We start from the raw sequence: 17,065 nt of genomic DNA, 5'->3' as shown, positions 1-17,065 counted from the left end.
CTCTCCTCGTACCGGGGACGCAGGGGCGGAGGGCCGGAGGGGACGTGGGGCGGTGTCACACGAGCGGGACGGCGAAGGCGAGAGGGCAGTCCGGGCCCTCCACCCCCCAGGGCGGGGCGAGGCTCTGGACCACGGCTGCCGCCGGGTCGGCGCCTGGGCGGAATACGCCATCGGCGCCGAGGAGTTCCCAAGCCTCGTCGACGTACTCTCGGGCCTTGCTGCCCGACTGGTCCGGCGGTGGCGGCCCGGCTGCGGGATCCGCCCGGGTCATCACCTGGAATCTGTGGAAGTGCAGCAGGCCGAGGGCCGTCCGCCAGTCCTTGCCGCGCGGACAGGCAGGGACGAGGCCATGCTGGCGGGCCGGCGCGGGTGGACGGCGGGCGACGATCAGGACCACCCTCCGTACGTCGGCGGCGCCCGGGTCCTCGGCGGCGGCCAGACCCTCGGCAGCGAGCCGGGCCACTTCCCACAGCGCGTCCTCCAGGGACGACACGGCGTCCTGCCGGCGCCGGGCGTGCGACCATCCGTCCAGGGCGGCCGGCAACGCGGCGGGCGGGCGCGCGGAGACGGGGGCCTGCAGCAGGATGCCCTCCTTGGCCAAACGGCTCTCGTAGACGGTGTGGTCGTAGTGGCCGACGGCTCCGACCCGGATCGCGGTGCCGGCGCGATCTCGCCGGGCCAGCAGGGCGGCGACGTCCCGCACGAAGGCGAGGCGTTCCTCGGTCTCGGCCTGACCGGCGCCGCTGAGCTCGACGGTGAAGAACAGCTCCAGCCGCGGCGGCCGTACGATCCGCCGCGGCAGGGAAGAGAGCAGGCCCGGCACGTCGACGGCGGCCGGATTCCGGCGCCCGCCGGGCGTGCGGGCAACGGGGGTGACGAGGTCCACCTCCCCCGGTCCGCGCAGGACGAAGGTCAGCCGCGCCGGTTCCAGTGCCCCGACCTCGATCTGATGCATGCTCACGGGCGGAGCACCGGTCCCGTCGGCGGCGGGTACACCGGCCAGTACCGGAAGGTACAGGGTGTCGCGGCCGGTCACTCCGCCGTGCACGGTGACCTCGGCGGTCTCGGTCTCACCGGGGGCGAGCCGAGAGCCCGCGGGAAAGAGCACATGGCTGTGGGGGTGCACGGCGCCGGTGGCACGGTCGGCCCGGGCCAGCAGCAGCGTGTGGTCGGCCAGAAGCGGCAGGGTACGTACGAGACGGCGCACCGCGTCGGCGGTCGTACGACGACCCGGTATGCCCTCCGTCAACTCCGCACTGCCCGCGTGCAGTTCCACCCGGGAGACGCGGGCCTCCCACACGGCGGCGGCCGCGCGCTCCAGCAGCTCCCACCCGGGCGGGGGCCGCAGCAGGACGACCGGGGGGTCGGGAACCGCCGGCAGGCAGGCCTTGAGCCACTCCAGCACGGCGGCGTCGAATTCCCCGCGGTCCACGGGCGGCAGGGTGCCTATTCCGCCCGCGAGCTGGAAACGGCACACATCTTCGCCGGAATCGAACTCCGGTACGACTAAATGCCATGCCATGCTTCCCGCGTCGTTCTGCAGCGGGATTCCGGCCTCCCCGATGGTCACCCTGATCATGTGGAGGCCGTCGGCCGTGAATTCCACGAACGACAATTCCTTGAAGTGGCCCTGGTGCAGGTCGTCGAGGAGATCGCCGCACCCGGACGAAATCCCGAGGTCGGCCGAAGCGATTCCGGGTGACTTCTTCTCGTCCCGCCCCGGCGGACCTCCCCTGATCACCTCCGCGACCCGCCCGGCACCCTCCGGGCCCCGGGCCGACAGGGCCGCCGCCCGGATGTCCCAGGCGTGCTCGGCCGCCCGGAGCGCGGCCCCGGCGACCTCCAGGTCCCGGGCGGTCAACTCCCCCAGTACCGGGCCGTCTTGGAGCTGCCATCCGCACACCGCACAGAAGTCGCTCTGCTGATCCGGGGTCGCACACACCGGGCAGGCGGCCTGCGGATCACAGGCCCCCGTCATCTGTCCACTCCCCCGACTCCCCGCCTCGGTCCGAGCCTTGCCCCGCCCCGCCCCGGAAGGCGCGGATGAGCACGTGGCGCAACACCCGTTCCATGGACGCATCATGATGACACGACGCCCTGATGAATTCCCCGGTTCCACAGTTCGCCGACAATCCGTTGACAACCCCATCCGGGTTCAGCCGCCGGAACTCCATACTCCGATTCCCGTCGTCAATTCACCGCGCGGAGAAGCGGATTACCCACGTCAATGTGCCCGCCGCCAAGCTCCGCGACGTCCAGGGGTCACACCCCATGAACCCACTCATCCATCCTTCCGCTCCGCATCCCCCTCGGGCCCCCGGCATCTCCTCATGCGGAGCGGAAGGACGTCCTTCCATTCCACCGGGTCAGCCGGGCGCGCACCGGTCGCGGGCCGGTCACATCCCGGCCGGGATGCGCTCGACCAGCGCCGCCGCCTCGGGGGTGCGCACCACGAAATGGACGTCCCACTGCGCCCCGCGCGCCAACTCCGCCTCGACGGCGGCCCATATGGCGGCCAGACTGACGCGGTACGGCAGCCCGCCGCGTCCCGAGCCGAGCAGCGGGAAGCACACCGAGCGCAGCGGTGGGGCGTGGCGGTCGCACTCCTCGGCCAGCAGCGCGAGGGCCCGGGACACGGCCCGGGTCACGTCGGCCGGGAGCACGTCGTAGTCATTGGTCCCGGCCCGGGGAACGGCGACCGCGGCGTGGTAGATCCGCCGCACACCTTGTCCGGCCAGGGCCCCCGAGCTGGTGGCGGCCACCGTGCCGGGCAGCACCGGGCGTCCCGCGATCCCCTGCCGGGCCGCCCACTTGCGCAGTTCGTCGTGGACCGGGTCGTCCAGCACATCGCCGGTCACCCCGCGTACGGCGGCCGCACGGCGGAGCGACGCGGCGACCGACGACTTGAACTGCTCGGGGAGCGCGAGGTGGACGTTGGCAGGAGAGACGACCACGTCCACGTCCCGCAGCAGGTCCACGGGGTGCACATGGAGGGTGAGCCTCACCTGTCGGCCGCCGGCCCGGACCGACACGAACCGGTGTGTACCGACGCCCCACTCGTCCTCTTCCGCGCCCGGCACCTCCGTCTCCTGAGGCACCAGCCGGAGGACGTGCTCGGCGACCTGCCCGAGGACCATCACCTCGTGGTCCTTGCGGAAGCGCTCGACGCTCACGCCGTACACCGAGGCCGCCCGGGCACGACGCGAGGACGCCGGCCAGTCCCGGGTGCCCTGCGCCAGCCCCAGGGTGTACTCGGCGGCGGTGCGCAGCGTGCCCGCGTCGAGGCGCGACACGGCGAGTCGCAGCAGCGCCTCGACGGCCGCGCCCGGACTCCGGGCCGCGGTCACCGCTTCCGCGGCCGACTCCAGAGCCGGCAGTGTGCGCCCACGCAGCCGGACCAGCCCCGCACGCCTGACTTCCTTGAGTTCAGCGAGAAGTGACGCAGGGTCAGGAAGGGACGATGCCATGCGTTCACCATGGCATCACGCTTCACCCGCGGACAAGCGGGACCGCCGGCCCGCGGACGTCACTCCCGTCTCGGCCGCGAGATCTCCGACCGCAGCGGTTTGAGGATCTGGTTCGCCTTCTCGATGCCGGCGTCGGAGTCGAGGTCCGCGATGCCTCTCTCCGGCAGCACCTCCAGCGGCTCGCCGTCGCCGTGGCCGAACCGGTCGTGGAAGAGCACCAGGGCGCGCTGGGGCCGGTTGTGCCGGGACTGCCAGATCAGCCCCATGACGTCGGGTACCTGCGCCCGGATCTCGCTCGCCCAGCGCCTTGCCTGTACGTAGTTCCTCTCGTCCTCCAGGAGCGTGGAGTCCTGGCAGACGGCGGCCAGATCGGGCGCCTCGATCAGGGAGACCAGGTTCAGCTCGCACGTGGTGCGCAGCACGCTCAGCGAACGGCGCCAGACCGCGGCGTAGGGGATGAGCCGCATGCCCGCCGACGGTTCGAAGGGCCTGGAGCGCAGCACGCTTTCCGCGAGGGCCGTGGTCGCCGTGTCCGCCAGGTACAGACAGTGATACGGATCGAGCAGCGTGCCGTCGAAGCGGCTGCCGTCCTTGAACTCGAAGGGGTCCGCGAGCTTCGGGTTGAACTCGTTCGGCACGTACTTGGTGCTGTGGACGCGCCACAACTCCGTGCCGGCCGGGATCACATGACGGTTGGGGCGCAGCTCCAACGGGGTCATGGGGAAGAGGCCGCCCATCAGTCCCCCTCCACCAGTGCGGTGGCCGCACCGACCAGCTGCTGGTCGGGCAGCCGGCCGAGGAGCGACGCGGGGGTCCCGCCCAGCCAGGTGTTCCCGCTGAGCCACCAGGCCGCGGCACCCCGGGGGTCGATGTCCGCGAGGAGAAGACGGTTGACCTCGAGGACCACCTCGTACGGGGTACCGCCGCCCGCGGCGAACTGGAACTCCGGGTAGCGGTCGCCGCCCGGGTCCGACAGCCTGATCAACTCGGGCGGCGGTGCTGCGCCGCCGCACCGGGCCCGCGCCTCGTCCGCCGAGAGGGCCGGCGCCCGGAGCAACTCGTTCTGTGAGGCAGCGGCTTCGTGGGCCGGAGAGGGGCTCGCCAGCATGGCCAGCAGCTCCCGCGCTCCCGCCACGGCCGTCGGCCCGGGCGGCGCACCGACCAGCCGCACGGGGTCGAGCGCGATGCGCACCGGATGGCCGAGCGGCAGCGGGAGCAGCGCGCGGCGCACACCCTGCAGTGCCCTGCGGACGGCTCTGTCGTCGTCGGGCGCCACACCGGCGAGGGCTTCCAGCCTGGCGAGCAGCAACGCGTGCTGCTCGTCGTCGAGCGCCTCGCGGATGGTGGCCCCGTGCTCCCCGATCAGGGCGAGCAGTCGGTCGGCTGAACTCTCATGACCATCGTTCATCCGTTCCCCCCTCCCTTTCTTCCTCCTGCTTCTCCTGCTTCTCCTGCTGCCCCGGGTGCCCTTGATGAATGAAAGCGGCCCAGAGTGATATCCGGTCGAGATCCGGTCGCTCCAGCTGCCGCAGCAGTTCGCCGTGGAGCGAGCCCGGGTTCTCGCGGTGCGGGTCGAGCATCCACCGCTGCGCGGCCCGGAGCGCGTCGACGGGGCTGAGCCCACCGACGGTCAGGTGGTGGTGGAAGACTGCCATCAGCAGCGCCGACGCACTGTCGTTGGTCGTCCACCGGGATCCGATGGCATCACGCGCTCCGCCCGAGAGGAACGCCGTGGTGAGGGTCAGCGCCTCGTCGTGGTCGCGGGTGCTCAGGTCGGTCTGACAGGCACTCAGCACGACCAACGGCCCGTCCTCGGAGGCTTGTTGGGCATCCGGCCGGTCGAGGAGCCGAGTCACCGTCAGCATGCCCGGATCCGGCCCGTCGCCACCGTGCCCGGGGGCGGCGAGGTGCAGGGCCGAGACCGTGGGACGCGTGCCGGCCGAGCCGTGCGAGGCCACATGGAGCAGCGAGGCCCCGTCGGCGAGGAACCCGAGGACGTCGTCGGGCGTGCCGGGGACCAGCTCCTCCTCGGGCAGCTCGAAGATCCCCCCGCACATCCGGGCCTGCTGGTAGAAGGCGTCCCTCAGGGCCATGACCTCGACCTCGGCATACGTCAGGTCCATGGTCGGGTCGGCCAGCAGAACGGGGGTGGCCGCCGGATCCCGCGGCGCGCGTTTCACCGTACGCAGGAACTCCCTGCCGGACGCCGCGTAACTGATCACGTCGGTCTCGCACAGGTAGTCGTAGGGCGCGTCTTCCGGATAACGCGCGGCGTGCCAAGGGACGATGCCGAGCCGGCCGCAGGGCACCAGGACGACTCGGAGCGGCCGGCCGTTGGCCGCGAGCCCCTTGTCCACGTCGGCCAGCACGGGGCCGAGCACCTGGTAGGCCCACTCGCAGAGCGCCTTGAGGGCCTCCTCCCAGGCCTGTTCGGCGGACGGGTCGCTGCGGCCGCCGTCGCGTGCCGCGGCATCGCGCACGGCGGTGGCGTCGAGATAGCGCTCCAACGGGCCGCTCTCGGCGCCGGACAGCTGTTTCCGCACCGCCAGTCCGGCGCCGAGCCGCGGGGCCACCGTGATCACCACGCCGGCGTCCGCGTCCTCGCCGGGGACCAGATAGAGGAGCGCGTCGGCGCCGCTCTCCTCGACCCCGTCCGCGAGGTCGCTCAGCGTTGGCGTGGCGAGGAGTCCGCCCTCCCGGCGGTAGCCGAGGGCCTCGAGAGCCCGGCGGCGCAGGATGCTCGGCAGCTCACCGGGGACGCCGGCTCCGGCCCCGGCTCCCCTTCCGGGGCCCTGGGTGGCCGCGCCGACCGACCGCCACGCCTCGGCGAGTTCGTGGTGCCCGCCCGCGTCAAGGAGTTCGGGTACGGCCGACGAGGTGGACGCGGCGTGCAGCACCAGGGCCCGGCCCAGTTCCAGCGAGGCCACGGCCTCGTGCAGCCGTCCCTGCGAGCCCGCCCACAGAGCGGCCTGTACGGCCTTGCTCGCCCCGGAACGGGCCGCCCGCAGCCCGTGCTCCGCACCGGACTGGAGGAGGACGTCGGCGGCGAGCGCGGCCAGCGCCTCATTGGCGGCCTCCAAGGCCCTGATGTCCTTCACGTCCTGATTGAGGACTCCGCGCTCGCGGTAGGCCATGGCCAGCTGCCACAGCGCGTCGACGGCGATCCGCGGCGCCGTCCCCGCCCGGACGCCGTCACGGACCCGCTCCAGTTCGTCGATCAGGACGTCGAGGTCCGCGCGGTCGTGGGTGAGGGAGAAGCGCACGGCCAACGCGCCCGCGGATCTGTGCAGATCCTCCGTCGAGGCCCCGGCGGGCGGCGGGACGTGCTCCGGCAGTTCCTCCGTGCCGTCGCCGGAGAGGCCGCGGCGCAGCAGATCGAGGTCCGGGACATACGGCAGGGAGATCTCGTCGGCGAACGGGAGTCCGCTCTCCTTGACGCCGGTGAGCCCCTTCTCCATGTACGGCAGGGCGCGCAGCAGCAGTTCCTTGTCCCCGGTGAGGGCGCCGAGCCTGCCGTAGGCCGCACCCAGGGCCGCGAGGACGGTGAAGCGGTACTGATTGTCCTCGGGGACGGTCCGCTCCAGCTCTTCGGCCTCGTCCACGAGGTCCCGGAGCGCCTGGACGTCCTCCGCCTCCCCGGCGTCCATGACCCGGGCGTACAGCGTCAACGTCCGCCCCACGACGGCGGGATGCTCCATTCCCGGAGGCAGCTTCCCCACGGCCTCCTCGAAGTTCTCCATGTCGCGGACGATCTGCTCCAGGTGGGCCCGGCCCGCCGACTGGTCCTTGATGGAGCCGCCGACGTAGGAACTGATGTTGAGGAGGAGCGCCCTGACGGCCTCGAGCCCGGAGGCCGGGTCCGGCCCGGGGGGCGGGTCCTTCTGGACGGCGTCCAGCCTGCGGAGAAGTTCGTTGAGCGCCTCGGGATCGCCGCTCTTGAGTACGTCGGCGAGGCCGTGCGAGGAGGCGTGGATGGCGTCCAGGCCAGCGGCGAGCCGACGTAGGTCGTCGGGGGTGAGCGTGTGAGTCGGCTCGGGGTCGGGGGCGGGCTCAGGATCCGGCTCCGGCTCCGGCTCGGGGGACGGGCCGGACATCTGGCTCATCATCCGCCGCAGCTGGTCCGTGAAGGGATCCCCGGCGGGCATCATGCTGGTCAGCAGGTCGGTGAACTCCGCCCCCGGGGAAGTCGAGAAGATCCCCCGCATCCGCCGCAACTCCCCCAGGAACTCCGGCGGCAACGGCAGCTCCAGCACCTCCTCGGTCAGCTCTTCGAGCTCAGTCGCGAAGGTCGTCATCCCGGCGGGTCCCGCCCGTGCGATCCAGTCGACGAAGGCGGAGAGGTCGGGTACCGCCCCGTACCCGCCCTGCTGCGACCGTATCGGCGTAATGATCGACACCAGGTACAGGGCCGCCCATCGCCGGTCCTCCTCGGCCGTCGCGGCTCCCAGTGCCGTCCCGCGGTCCCGCGCCTCCCGCAGCAGCCGCTCCGCGCGCTCGCCGTCCGCGGGCCCACCGCCCCCGGCGGACTGCCGCATGGCCAGCGCACCGCCCAGCCATACGCTCACCGCGCCGCGGAGAGCGGGGTCGTGGTCCAGCAGCCCTGCCAGCTGGTCGAGTTCGGCGATCGACGCGTCGTACGCCCGAGGCGGCACATCTCTCGCGCCCATGGCGGGGGTCAGCCGCTTGACCCGCTCCGCGGCGTCCGCCGCCCAGGCACGCAGCCCCTGTACGCCGCCGCTCTCCTCGTCGTGCACCGGCACCCTGCCTCTCCCCCCGGACCCCGACAGCCCCGGGGATCAACGCCACTATGCCGATCCGCCGGACGCATGGCGACAAGATCCCGCGCTTCTCCTCCTCAACGCCCCAAATCCGCCCGGGACGCGCCCAGTTCGGCCCTCATCTCGCGCCGGGTCTCCCGCAGCCGGCCCCACAGTGCGTCGAGGTTCTCCTGCACGACGACCGGCGAGTCCCCTGCTCGCGGCACTCCGTCGTCCAGACGCCGCACCATGCCGAACACCGCGCCCAGGTCATGACTGAGGTCGCCCGCGAGTTCGAGCACACGCTCCGGCACCCGCATCTGAGCCTCCGCGTACACGTCCCGATGCTGGTCACGCGCCTCGGCCAGCCGCTGCCGCACGGACCGCAGATCCTCGTCGCGGCCCAGCGCGTGCAAGTGGTCGGTGAGCGCGGCCAGATACTGCCGGGCCGAGGTGTTGAGCGCCACGTAGCACGACCGCAGCTCCTGGGCCTCGCTGCGCCGCTCCCGCAACCGTTCGGCCCGCTCCCGCTCGCGCTGCCGGCTGCGGTCAGCCGCGCGCTGGGTCAACAGCGCGGACAGCAGCGTCCCGACGACTCCTACCACCGCGACCAGGAGAGCGGTCGTGCCACCGACGTCCACGCGGCCTCCATCCCTGTTCCGCCACAGCGCCACAGCGCCACAGCGCCAGCGAAGCAGCGGACCTCTCACCGTGTGAACCCCCACCCGAAGATCGCCCGATGTTCGGCCCGCCACCGACCAGCCGGGCGGGCGGGGCCGGAGCCGCGCACGAGCCGGCGGCGGACCGCTCCTCGCCCTCATACGGAAACCGTCCCGCAGCGTGCGGAGAGCCGCCGCCCGTTCTCGGGGCGGCGGCTCTCCGCACGTGTGCTCATCCCTGGGCGACGGTGATGTCCTGCTGCTGGGTCGCGTGGAAGATCGGCAGCGGCAGACCCGTGGCGCTCAGTTCCATGAGGGTGGCCTCGACGTGGGCGGCGCCGGGGGCGAGGGTGCCGGGCGTGCGCTTCTCCGTGTTGGTCCAGCTGTGTTCGGCGCCGTCACAGACCGCCGAGGTGCCGCCGATCCCGTGGCGGACCTGCGGGTCGCCCTGCGACACCGAGGAGGACACGTACACGGGCCCGGCGGCGCTCATACAGCGATAGGTGCCGGAGAGGGTGATGGTTCCGTCGGCCGCGACGGAGCCGGTCGGGTCGACGGTCACCTCGTCGTACGGGTCGGACAGGGCGACGGCGGACGGGGCGACGAGCAGCAGCAGTGCGGCGGCGGCGGCCGCGCCGACGGCCTGGCGCATGGACATGGGAGTACCTCCTGGAACGGGGCCGGGGTGGGGCCCGGAACGGGCGCTCCAGAGGTACCGGTCCGGCGCCCCGAGGGCGGTGATCATCACCCCTTTGGTGGCGAGTTGGCACCGTCCGTCTTGAGGACGTCCGAGTGTTGTCCGTGTGTTGTCACGCTTCACGACCGGCTGTTCCGATGAGTTCGCCGCGCGCGCATGGTCTAACCATGCGAGGCGGCGACACAGCCGCCGCCGTCCATCGCATCCGACCTGGAGGTGCGCCATGTGTTCCCACCAGTCTTCGTGCCCGACCGTGGACTCGGGCGCCGCGCACATCGTGGCGGCCCACCCCGAGCAGGGCTGGAACCTCCTGTGCAACGGCGCGATCGTCTTCGACGACACCGGCGAACTGCTTCCCGACGGCAGCGTGGTCGCTCCGCACCGGGTGTACGCCGAGCAACTGGCCATCGCCGCCTGAGTCCGCGCCGAGCGGTGCCCGGGAAGCGCGGCACGCCCCCAGAACCGCTCAGTCCAGCACCGCGAAGCCGTCGAGTTCGACCAGGGCCTGTTCGTCCCAGAGGCGGGCGGCGCCGATGACGGCCATCGCGGGGTAGTCACGGCCCGCCAACTCGCGCCAGATGCGGCCGAGTTCGGGGGCGTGGGCGCGGTAGTCGGCGACGTCCGTGGCGTAGACCGTGACCCGCGCGAGGTCGGCCGGGGTCCCGCCCGCGGCCCGCAACGCGGTCAGCAGGTTCGTCAGCGCCAGCGCGAACTGCTCCGGCAGCGCCCCGCCGACCACCTTTCCGTCCGGGTCGAGCGCGGTCTGGCCCGCCAGGAAGACGACGCGGGTGCCCGTCGCGACGACGGCGTGGGAGAAGCCGGTGGGCGGGGAGAGCTCGGGCGGGTTGACGCGCTCGGTGCTCATGGGGCCTCCGCCGCTCGCTCGGTCCCTCGGTACAACTCCTTGGCGATGACCGCTCGTTGGACCTCGCTCGCCCCCTCGTAGATCCGCGGTGCGCGGACCTCCCGGTAGAGGTGTTCGAGGAGATGGCCGCGGCGCAGGCCACGGGCGCCGTGCAGCTGGACCGCCGCGTCGACGACGTACTGGGCCGTCTCGGTGGCCAGCAGCTTCGCCATCGCCGCCCGCCCGGGTACGCCGGGGGCCCCTGCGTCGTACGCCGCCGCTGCCGCGTACACCATCAGGCGGGCCGCCTCCGTGCGCAGCGCCATCTCGGCGACCTGGTGGGCCACCGTCTGCAGGTCCTTCAGCTTGCCGCCGAACGCGTCCCGCCCCGCCGTGTGCGCGAGGGTCGCGTCCAGAGCGGCCTGCGCCATGCCGACCGCGAAGGCGCCCACGCTCGGCCGGAAGAGGTTGAGGGTGTGCATGGCCACCCGGAAGCCTTGGTCCGGTTCCCCGAGCACGTCGTCCGCCGTCACCGGTACGGCGTCGAAGGCGAGGGCTCCGATGGGGTGCGGCGAGAGCATGTCGAGCGGGGTGCCGGTGAGGCCCGGGCGGTCGGCGGGGACGAGGAAGGCGGTGACGCCGCGGGCTCCGGCGCCGAGGGTCGTCCGCGCGAACACGGTGTAGAAGTCGGCCTCGGGCGCGTTGGAGATCCAGCACTTCTCGCCGGTGAGCCGCCAGCCGTCGGGACCGTCCTCGGCCGCCCCGAGCGCCAGCGCCGCCGCGTCCGAGCCCGCGCCGGGCTCGCTCAGCGCGAAGGCGGCCACCGTGGTGCCGTCGCGGACGCCGGTGAGCCAGCGGTCCCGCTGAGCCCCGGTGCCGTACGCATGGACCGGATACGCGCCCAGGCCTTGCAGCGCGAGCGCCGTCTCGGCCTCCGTGCAGGTCTGGGCCAGCGACTCGCGCATCAGACACAGGTCGAGCGCGCCCGAGGTGAACAGGCGGGTGAGCAGGCCGAGTCGGCCGAGTTCGGCAACGAGGGGGCGGTTGACGTGGCCCGGCTCGCCCTTCTCCGCGAGTGGGGCCAGCCTGTCACCGGCCAGCATGCGCAGCTCGGCACACCAGGCGGTCTGTGCCGGATCGAGCGAGAATGCCGTCATTGCCGGTCCTCTCTGCTGCCGGGTTGCGGCTCCAGGCTATCGCGGACCGTTGACTGTCGTCACCAACACGATACGCTCCTGGTGCGAGCCCACCACGACGCCCACCAAGGCAAGGGGGGAACCGCCATGGACCCCAGCGACACCTTGGAGCCGACGACCTCGGCCCACGTCGACACCTTCCCGCGCGACCACCTCCCGCCCCCGGCACAGTGGCCCGAACTGCGGTTCGATCTGCCCGAGCTGCGCTACCCCGACCGGCTGAACTGCGCCGCCGAGCTCCTCCACCGGACCCGCCCCGAGCGCCCCGTCTTCCGCACCGCGTCCGGCGACCTGTGGACATACGGACAGCTCCGCGCCCGTGTCGACCGCATCGCCCATGTCCTGACCGACGAACTGGGCGTCGTCCCCGGCAACCGGGTGCTGCTGCGCGGCCCCACCACACCGTGGCTGGCCGCGTGCTGGCTGGCGGTGCTGAAGGCGGGCGCGGTCGCCGTCACCGTGCTGGCGCAGCAGCGGCCGCACGAGCTGACCACGATGTGCGAGATCGCCCGGGTGACGCACGCGCTGTGCGACATCCGTTCGGTCGACGACCTGGTCAAGGCGGAGATCCCGGGGCTGCGGGTCACCACGTACGGCGGTGACGCGCCCGACGACCTGCTGCTGCGGATCACGGGCGCGCCGGACGAGCCGTTCGAGGCCGCCGACACGGCCGCCGACGACGTCGCGCTGATCGCGTTCACGTCGGGCACGACCGGCCGGCCCAAAGGCTGTATGCACTTCCACCGCGATGTATTGGCGATAGCGGACACCTTCTCGAAGCATGTGTTGCAGCCACATGAGGACGATGTCTTCGCGGGCAGTCCCCCGCTGGGTTTCACCTTCGGGCTCGGCGGTCTCGTCGTCTTCCCGATGCGCGCCGGGGCCTGCTCCCTGCTGCTCGAACAGGCGGGCCCCAAGCAGCTGTTGCCGGCGATCGCCGAGCACCGCGTCTCCGTGCTGTTCACCGCGCCGACCGCGTACCGGGCGATGCTGGCGGAGCTGGAGGACCACGACACCGCGTCGCTGCGGCGCTGTGTGTCCGCGGGCGAGAACCTGCCCGCCGCGACCTGGCGGGCCTGGCACACCCGCACCGGGCTGCGCATCATCAACGGCATCGGCGCCACCGAGCTGCTGCACATCTTCATCTCCGCCGCCGACGAGCACATCCGCCCCGGCACCACGGGCATCCCGGTACCGGGATGGCACGCGCGCGTGGTCGACGCCGACGGGACGCCGGTGCCGGACGGCGAGCCCGGGCTGCTCGCCGTGCGCGGCCCGGTCGGCTGCCGCTATCTCGCCGACCCCCGGCAACGGGACTACGTACGCGGCGGCTGGAACATCACCGGCGACACCTATGTGCGCGACCCCGACGGCTACTTCCGCTATGTCGCCCGCGCCGACGACATGATCATCTCGGCGGGGTACAACATCGCGGGCCCGGAGGTCGAGGACGCGCTGCTGCGTCACCCGGACGTGGTCGAGACGGCGGTCGTGGGACAGGCGGACGAGTCGCGCGGGCAGATCGTGGTGGCCTACGCGGTACTGCGACCCGGCGCGCGCAAGGACACGGACGCGCTGCGCGCCTTTCTCAAGGCCGAGCTGGCACCCTACAAATGCCCCCGGGAGTTCGTCTTCCTGGACGCGCTGCCGCGCACCGCGACGGGCAAGCTCCAGCGGTTCCGGCTGCGGGAGCCGGGCGATCCGGCCGCACCGTCGCCGCCCGCGCCGGAGGGTGACTTGTCCACAGGCGGCGGCCCCAAGTGATCTTCGAGCACTAGAGTGATCAACGTGTCAGAGCAGCACGCCCCCCGGTCCCTCATCGTGACGTTCTACGGCGCGTACGGCCGCTTCATGCCCGGCCCCGTGCCGGTCGCCGAGTTGATCCGGCTTCTCGCCGCGGTCGGCGTCGACGCGCCCTCCGTACGGTCGTCGGTGTCCCGGCTCAAGCGCCGCGGCCTCCTGGAGCCGGCGCGCACGGCGTCCGGCGCGGCCGGGTACGCGCTGTCGCCGGACGCGCGGCAGCTGCTCGACGACGGCGACCGGCGGGTGTACGCGACGGCACCTCCCGAGGACGAGGGCTGGGTGCTCGCCGTGTTCTCCGTGCCGGAGTCCGAGCGCCAGAAGCGGCACGTGCTGCGCTCACGGCTCGCCGGTCTCGGCTTCGGGACGGCCGCCCCCGGAGTGTGGCTCGCCCCGGCGCGGCTCTATGAGGAGACGCGGCACACCCTGGAGCGGCTGCGGCTCGATCCGTACGTGGAGCTGTTCCGCGGGGAGCACCTGGGCTTCGCGGCGACGGCGGAAGCGGTCGCGCGCTGGTGGGACCTGACCGCGATCGCCAAGGAGCACGAGGAGTTCCTCGACCAGCACGCGCCCGTGCTGCACGCCTGGGAGCGGCGCGCGGACACCCCTCCGGAGCAGGCGTACCGCGACTATCTGCTCGCCCTCGACTCCTGGCGCCACCTCCCGTACGCCGACCCGGGGCTGCCCGCCGCGCTGCTGCCCCAGGACTGGCCGGGCGCCCGCTCGGCCGCCGTCTTCCGGGCGCTGCACGAACGACTGCGGGACGCGGGGGCGCGTTTCGCCGCCGTTCCCCCGGAGTCCACCGGGATGTGACCTCAGTTACATCACCAGTCGCTAAGGGAACCCTCAGGCTCCTCCATCCCTCTTCTCATGTTTCTTACCTAGCGTCGTGAGCCGCACGCCAGGACAGGAAGAGGACAGCACGTATGACCACCACGGCAAGGGCTCAGGGAGCCACCGTCTGGCTCACGGGCCTGCCGAGCGCGGGCAAGACGACCATCGCTCGCATTCTGGGCGGCACCCTGAAGGCCGAGGGGCACCGCGTGGAGGTCCTCGACGGTGACGAAATCCGCCGCTTCCTCTCCGCCGGGCTCGGCTTCTCCCGCGAGGACCGCAACACCAACGTGCAGCGCATCGGCCTGGTCGCCGAGGTCCTCGCGCGCAACGGCGTGCTCGCCGTGGTGCCGGTCATCGCGCCGTACGCCGACAGCCGCGAGGCCGTCCGCAAGCGGCACGAGGCGAGCGGGACGCCGTACATCGAGGTGCATGTCGCCACCCCGGTCGAGGTGTGCAGCGAACGCGATGTGAAGGGGCTGTACGCCCGGCAGGCCGCGGGTCAGCTCAGCGGACTGACCGGTGTCGACGATCCCTACGAGCCGCCGCTCGACCCGGCGCTCACCCTGGAGACGCACGTGCAGACACCCGAAGAGTCCGCGGCGTCCGTGTACGCGGTGCTCGCGGCGAGGGGGCTCGTGTGACCACCCCCACGACTGAACGTGCCTTCACGCTGTCGCATCTGGACGCGCTGGAGTCCGAGGCCGTCCACATCTTCCGCGAGGTCGCGGGCGAGTTCGAGCGGCCGGTGATCCTCTTCTCCGGCGGCAAGGACTCCATCGTCATGCTGCACCTGGCACTGAAGGCCTTCGCCCCCGCGGCGGTCCCCTTCACGCTGCTGCACGTCGACACCGGGCACAACTTCCCCGAGGTCCTGGAGTACCGCGACCGGACCGTGGAAAAGCACGGCCTGCGCCTCCATGTCGCCTCCGTGCAGGACTACATCGACCGCGGCGTCCTCAAGGAACGCCCGGACGGCACCCGCAACCCGCTGCAGACCCTGCCGCTCACCGAGAAGATCCAGTCGGAGCGCTTCGACGCCGTCTTCGGCGGCGGACGCCGCGACGAGGAGAAGGCCCGCGCCAAGGAACGCGTCTTCTCCCTCCGGGACGAGTTCTCCCAGTGGGACCCCCGCCGCCAGCGCCCCGAACTGTGGCAGCTCTACAACGGCCGCCACGCACCCGGCGAACACGTCCGCGTCTTCCCGCTCTCCAACTGGACCGAGCTGGACGTCTGGCAGTACATCGCCCGCGAAGGCATCGAACTCCCCGACATCTACTTCGCCCATCGGCGCGAGGTGTTCCAGCGCGGCGGTATGTGGCTGACCGCCGGCGAGTGGGGCGGGCCCAAGGAGAGCGAGACCGTCGAGAAGCGGCTCGTCCGCTACCGCACGGTCGGTGACATGTCCTGCACCGGCGCCGTCGACTCCGACGCGACCACCCTGGACGCCGTCATCGCCGAGATCGCCGCCTCCCGCCTCACTGAGCGGGGCGCCACCCGCGCCGACGACAAGATGTCCGAGGCCGCGATGGAAGACCGCAAGCGCGAGGGGTACTTCTAGACATGACCAGCACCACCACCGCCGTGACCGGCGCCACCATCGACACGCTGCGCTTCGCGACCGCCGGTTCCGTCGACGACGGCAAGTCCACGCTCGTCGGACGTCTGCTGCACGACTCCAAGTCGGTCCTGGCGGACCAGCTGGAGGCCGTCGAGCGCGTCTCGGCCAGCCGCGGCCAGGACACCCCCGACCTCGCACTGCTCACCGACGGCCTGCGCGCCGAGCGCGAGCAGGGCATCACCATCGATGTCGCCTACCGCTACTTCGCCACGCCCCTTCGCCGGTTCATCCTGGCCGACACCCCGGGCCATGTGCAGTACACCCGGAACATGGTCACCGGCGCGTCCACGGCCGAGTTGGCGATCATCCTGGTCGACGCCCGCCACGGCGTGGTCGAGCAGACCCACCGCCATGCCGCCGTCGCCGCGCTGCTGCGCGTCCCGCATGTGGTCCTCGCCGTCAACAAGATGGACCTCGTCGGGTACGAGGAGAAGGAGTTCGACCGCATCGTCGAGGACTTCGCGGGCCACGCCGCCGAGCTGGGTCTGCCCGGCTTCACGCCGATCCCGGTGTCCGCGCTGTGCGGCGACAACGTGGTGGAGCGTTCGGCGCACATGGACTGGTACACGGGTCCGGCGCTTCTGGAGTTCCTGGAGACCGTGCCGGTGGGCTCCGACGTGTCGGCAGCTCCGGCGCGCTTCCCGGTGCAGTTCGTGATCCGGCACGACGAAGTCCGCCACTACGCGGGCCAGTTGGTCTCCGGCCAGCTGCGCGTCGGCGACCGTGTCACGGTGCACCCGTCCGGTGAGACCTCCGAGATCATCGGCATCGACGTACTCGGCAACGACGCGGACATGGCGTACGCACCCCAGTCGCTGACGCTGCGCCTGGCCGACCAGCGCGATGTCGCGCGCGGCGACATGATCACCGCCGGGCCCGACGCGCCGGCGCTCACGCAGGACGTCCGGGCGGCCGTCTGCCATCTGGCCGACCGTGCGCTGCGGGTCGGTGACCGGGTGCTGGTCAAGCACACGACGCGGACCGTGAAGGCGATCGTCAAGGACCTGGGCGGCGCCCTGGAGCTGACCGCTAACGACCTCGGCAGGATCACCCTGCGCACCGCCGAGCCGCTGGCGCTCGACGACTACGCCGACTCCCGCCGCACGGGCGCGTTCATCCTGGTCGACCCGGCGGACGGTTCGACGCTGACGGCCGGGATGGCCGACCTGTCGTAGGCACTCCCCTTCCGT

General features: G+C 72.2%; 15 protein-coding genes. 6 read left to right on the top strand and 9 right to left on the bottom strand.

Annotation, left to right across the window (positions count from 1 at the left end; genetic code table 11):
• Positions 1-55: 55 nt before the first annotated feature.
• The 7 genes from AB5J50_RS37610 to AB5J50_RS37580 all read right to left on the bottom strand — a co-directional run bounded on the left by AB5J50_RS37610 (position 56) and on the right by AB5J50_RS37580 (position 9,541).
• Positions 56-1,978 carry a hypothetical protein gene (locus tag AB5J50_RS37610; RefSeq protein ID WP_369263074.1) on the bottom strand — a complete coding sequence of 641 codons (1,923 nt, stop codon included), beginning with the start codon at positions 1,976-1,978 and terminating at the stop codon, positions 56-58.
• Between the two features lie 418 nt (positions 1,979-2,396).
• Complete coding sequence (locus AB5J50_RS37605; protein ID WP_369263073.1) at positions 2,397-3,467, bottom strand: macro domain-containing protein; 1,071 nt, start codon at positions 3,465-3,467, stop codon at positions 2,397-2,399.
• Between the two features lie 59 nt (positions 3,468-3,526).
• Positions 3,527-4,204 carry an RES family NAD+ phosphorylase gene (locus tag AB5J50_RS37600; protein ID WP_369263072.1) on the bottom strand — a complete coding sequence of 226 codons (678 nt, stop codon included), beginning with the start codon at positions 4,202-4,204 and terminating at the stop codon, positions 3,527-3,529.
• Positions 4,204-4,875, bottom strand: a complete 672-nt coding sequence (locus tag AB5J50_RS37595) for a hypothetical protein (protein ID WP_369263070.1) — start codon at positions 4,873-4,875, stop codon at positions 4,204-4,206. The genes AB5J50_RS37600 and AB5J50_RS37595 overlap by 1 nt, the downstream gene beginning before the upstream one ends.
• Positions 4,859-8,227, bottom strand: a complete 3,369-nt coding sequence (locus AB5J50_RS37590; protein WP_369263068.1) for a CHAT domain-containing protein — start codon at positions 8,225-8,227, stop codon at positions 4,859-4,861. Before AB5J50_RS37590 ends, AB5J50_RS37595 begins: the two co-directional genes overlap by 17 nt.
• Positions 8,228-8,322: 95 nt before the next feature.
• Positions 8,323-8,865 (bottom strand): hypothetical protein, encoded by a 543-nt coding sequence (locus tag AB5J50_RS37585; protein WP_369263066.1) that lies wholly within the window; start codon positions 8,863-8,865, stop codon positions 8,323-8,325.
• 250 nt (positions 8,866-9,115) lie between these two features.
• On the bottom strand, positions 9,116-9,541 hold the full coding sequence (locus tag AB5J50_RS37580; protein WP_369263064.1) for a DUF6299 family protein: 426 nt from the start codon (positions 9,539-9,541) through the stop codon (positions 9,116-9,118).
• A 262-nt stretch (positions 9,542-9,803) separates the two neighbouring features.
• Between AB5J50_RS37580 and AB5J50_RS37575 the strand changes: the two genes are divergently transcribed.
• Positions 9,804-9,998 carry a DUF5999 family protein gene (locus tag AB5J50_RS37575; RefSeq protein ID WP_327432434.1) on the top strand — a complete coding sequence of 65 codons (195 nt, stop codon included), beginning with the start codon at positions 9,804-9,806 and terminating at the stop codon, positions 9,996-9,998.
• 48 nt (positions 9,999-10,046) lie between these two features.
• Here AB5J50_RS37575 and AB5J50_RS37570 read toward each other — a convergent pair whose 3' ends face one another.
• Together AB5J50_RS37570 and AB5J50_RS37565 are read right to left on the bottom strand one after the other, a co-directional pair.
• Positions 10,047-10,445, bottom strand: coding sequence for a RidA family protein (locus AB5J50_RS37570; protein WP_327432433.1), 399 nt, complete (start codon positions 10,443-10,445; stop codon positions 10,047-10,049).
• Positions 10,442-11,581, bottom strand: a complete 1,140-nt coding sequence (locus AB5J50_RS37565) for an acyl-CoA dehydrogenase family protein (protein ID WP_369263063.1) — start codon at positions 11,579-11,581, stop codon at positions 10,442-10,444. The genes AB5J50_RS37570 and AB5J50_RS37565 overlap by 4 nt, the downstream gene beginning before the upstream one ends.
• A gap of 126 nt (positions 11,582-11,707) precedes the next feature.
• On the opposite strand from AB5J50_RS37565, the gene AB5J50_RS37560 reads away from it, so the two are divergent.
• The 5 genes from AB5J50_RS37560 to AB5J50_RS37540 all read left to right on the top strand — a co-directional run bounded on the left by AB5J50_RS37560 (position 11,708) and on the right by AB5J50_RS37540 (position 17,050).
• The gene (locus AB5J50_RS37560) at positions 11,708-13,384 is read left to right on the top strand and encodes an AMP-binding protein (protein ID WP_369263061.1); all 1,677 of its coding nucleotides are present in this window, start codon (positions 11,708-11,710) and stop codon (positions 13,382-13,384) included.
• 15 nt (positions 13,385-13,399) lie between these two features.
• Positions 13,400-14,233 (top strand): PaaX family transcriptional regulator C-terminal domain-containing protein, encoded by an 834-nt coding sequence (locus AB5J50_RS37555; protein WP_369263060.1) that lies wholly within the window; start codon positions 13,400-13,402, stop codon positions 14,231-14,233.
• Positions 14,234-14,346: 113 nt separating this feature from the next.
• On the top strand, positions 14,347-14,898 hold the full coding sequence (gene cysC / locus AB5J50_RS37550; RefSeq protein ID WP_369263058.1) for an adenylyl-sulfate kinase: 552 nt from the start codon (positions 14,347-14,349) through the stop codon (positions 14,896-14,898).
• Complete coding sequence (gene cysD / locus AB5J50_RS37545) at positions 14,895-15,815, top strand: sulfate adenylyltransferase subunit CysD (RefSeq protein ID WP_369263057.1); 921 nt, start codon at positions 14,895-14,897, stop codon at positions 15,813-15,815. The genes cysC and cysD overlap by 4 nt, the downstream gene beginning before the upstream one ends.
• 2 nt (positions 15,816-15,817) lie before the next feature.
• The gene (locus AB5J50_RS37540; protein ID WP_369263055.1) at positions 15,818-17,050 is read left to right on the top strand and encodes a sulfate adenylyltransferase subunit 1; all 1,233 of its coding nucleotides are present in this window, start codon (positions 15,818-15,820) and stop codon (positions 17,048-17,050) included.
• Positions 17,051-17,065: the final 15 nt, after the last annotated feature.

Source organism: Streptomyces sp. R35 (genome assembly GCF_041053035.1).
Classification (GTDB): domain Bacteria; phylum Actinomycetota; class Actinomycetes; order Streptomycetales; family Streptomycetaceae; genus Streptomyces; species Streptomyces lutosisoli.
This window is presented reverse-complemented; position numbering and strand designations above follow the sequence as displayed.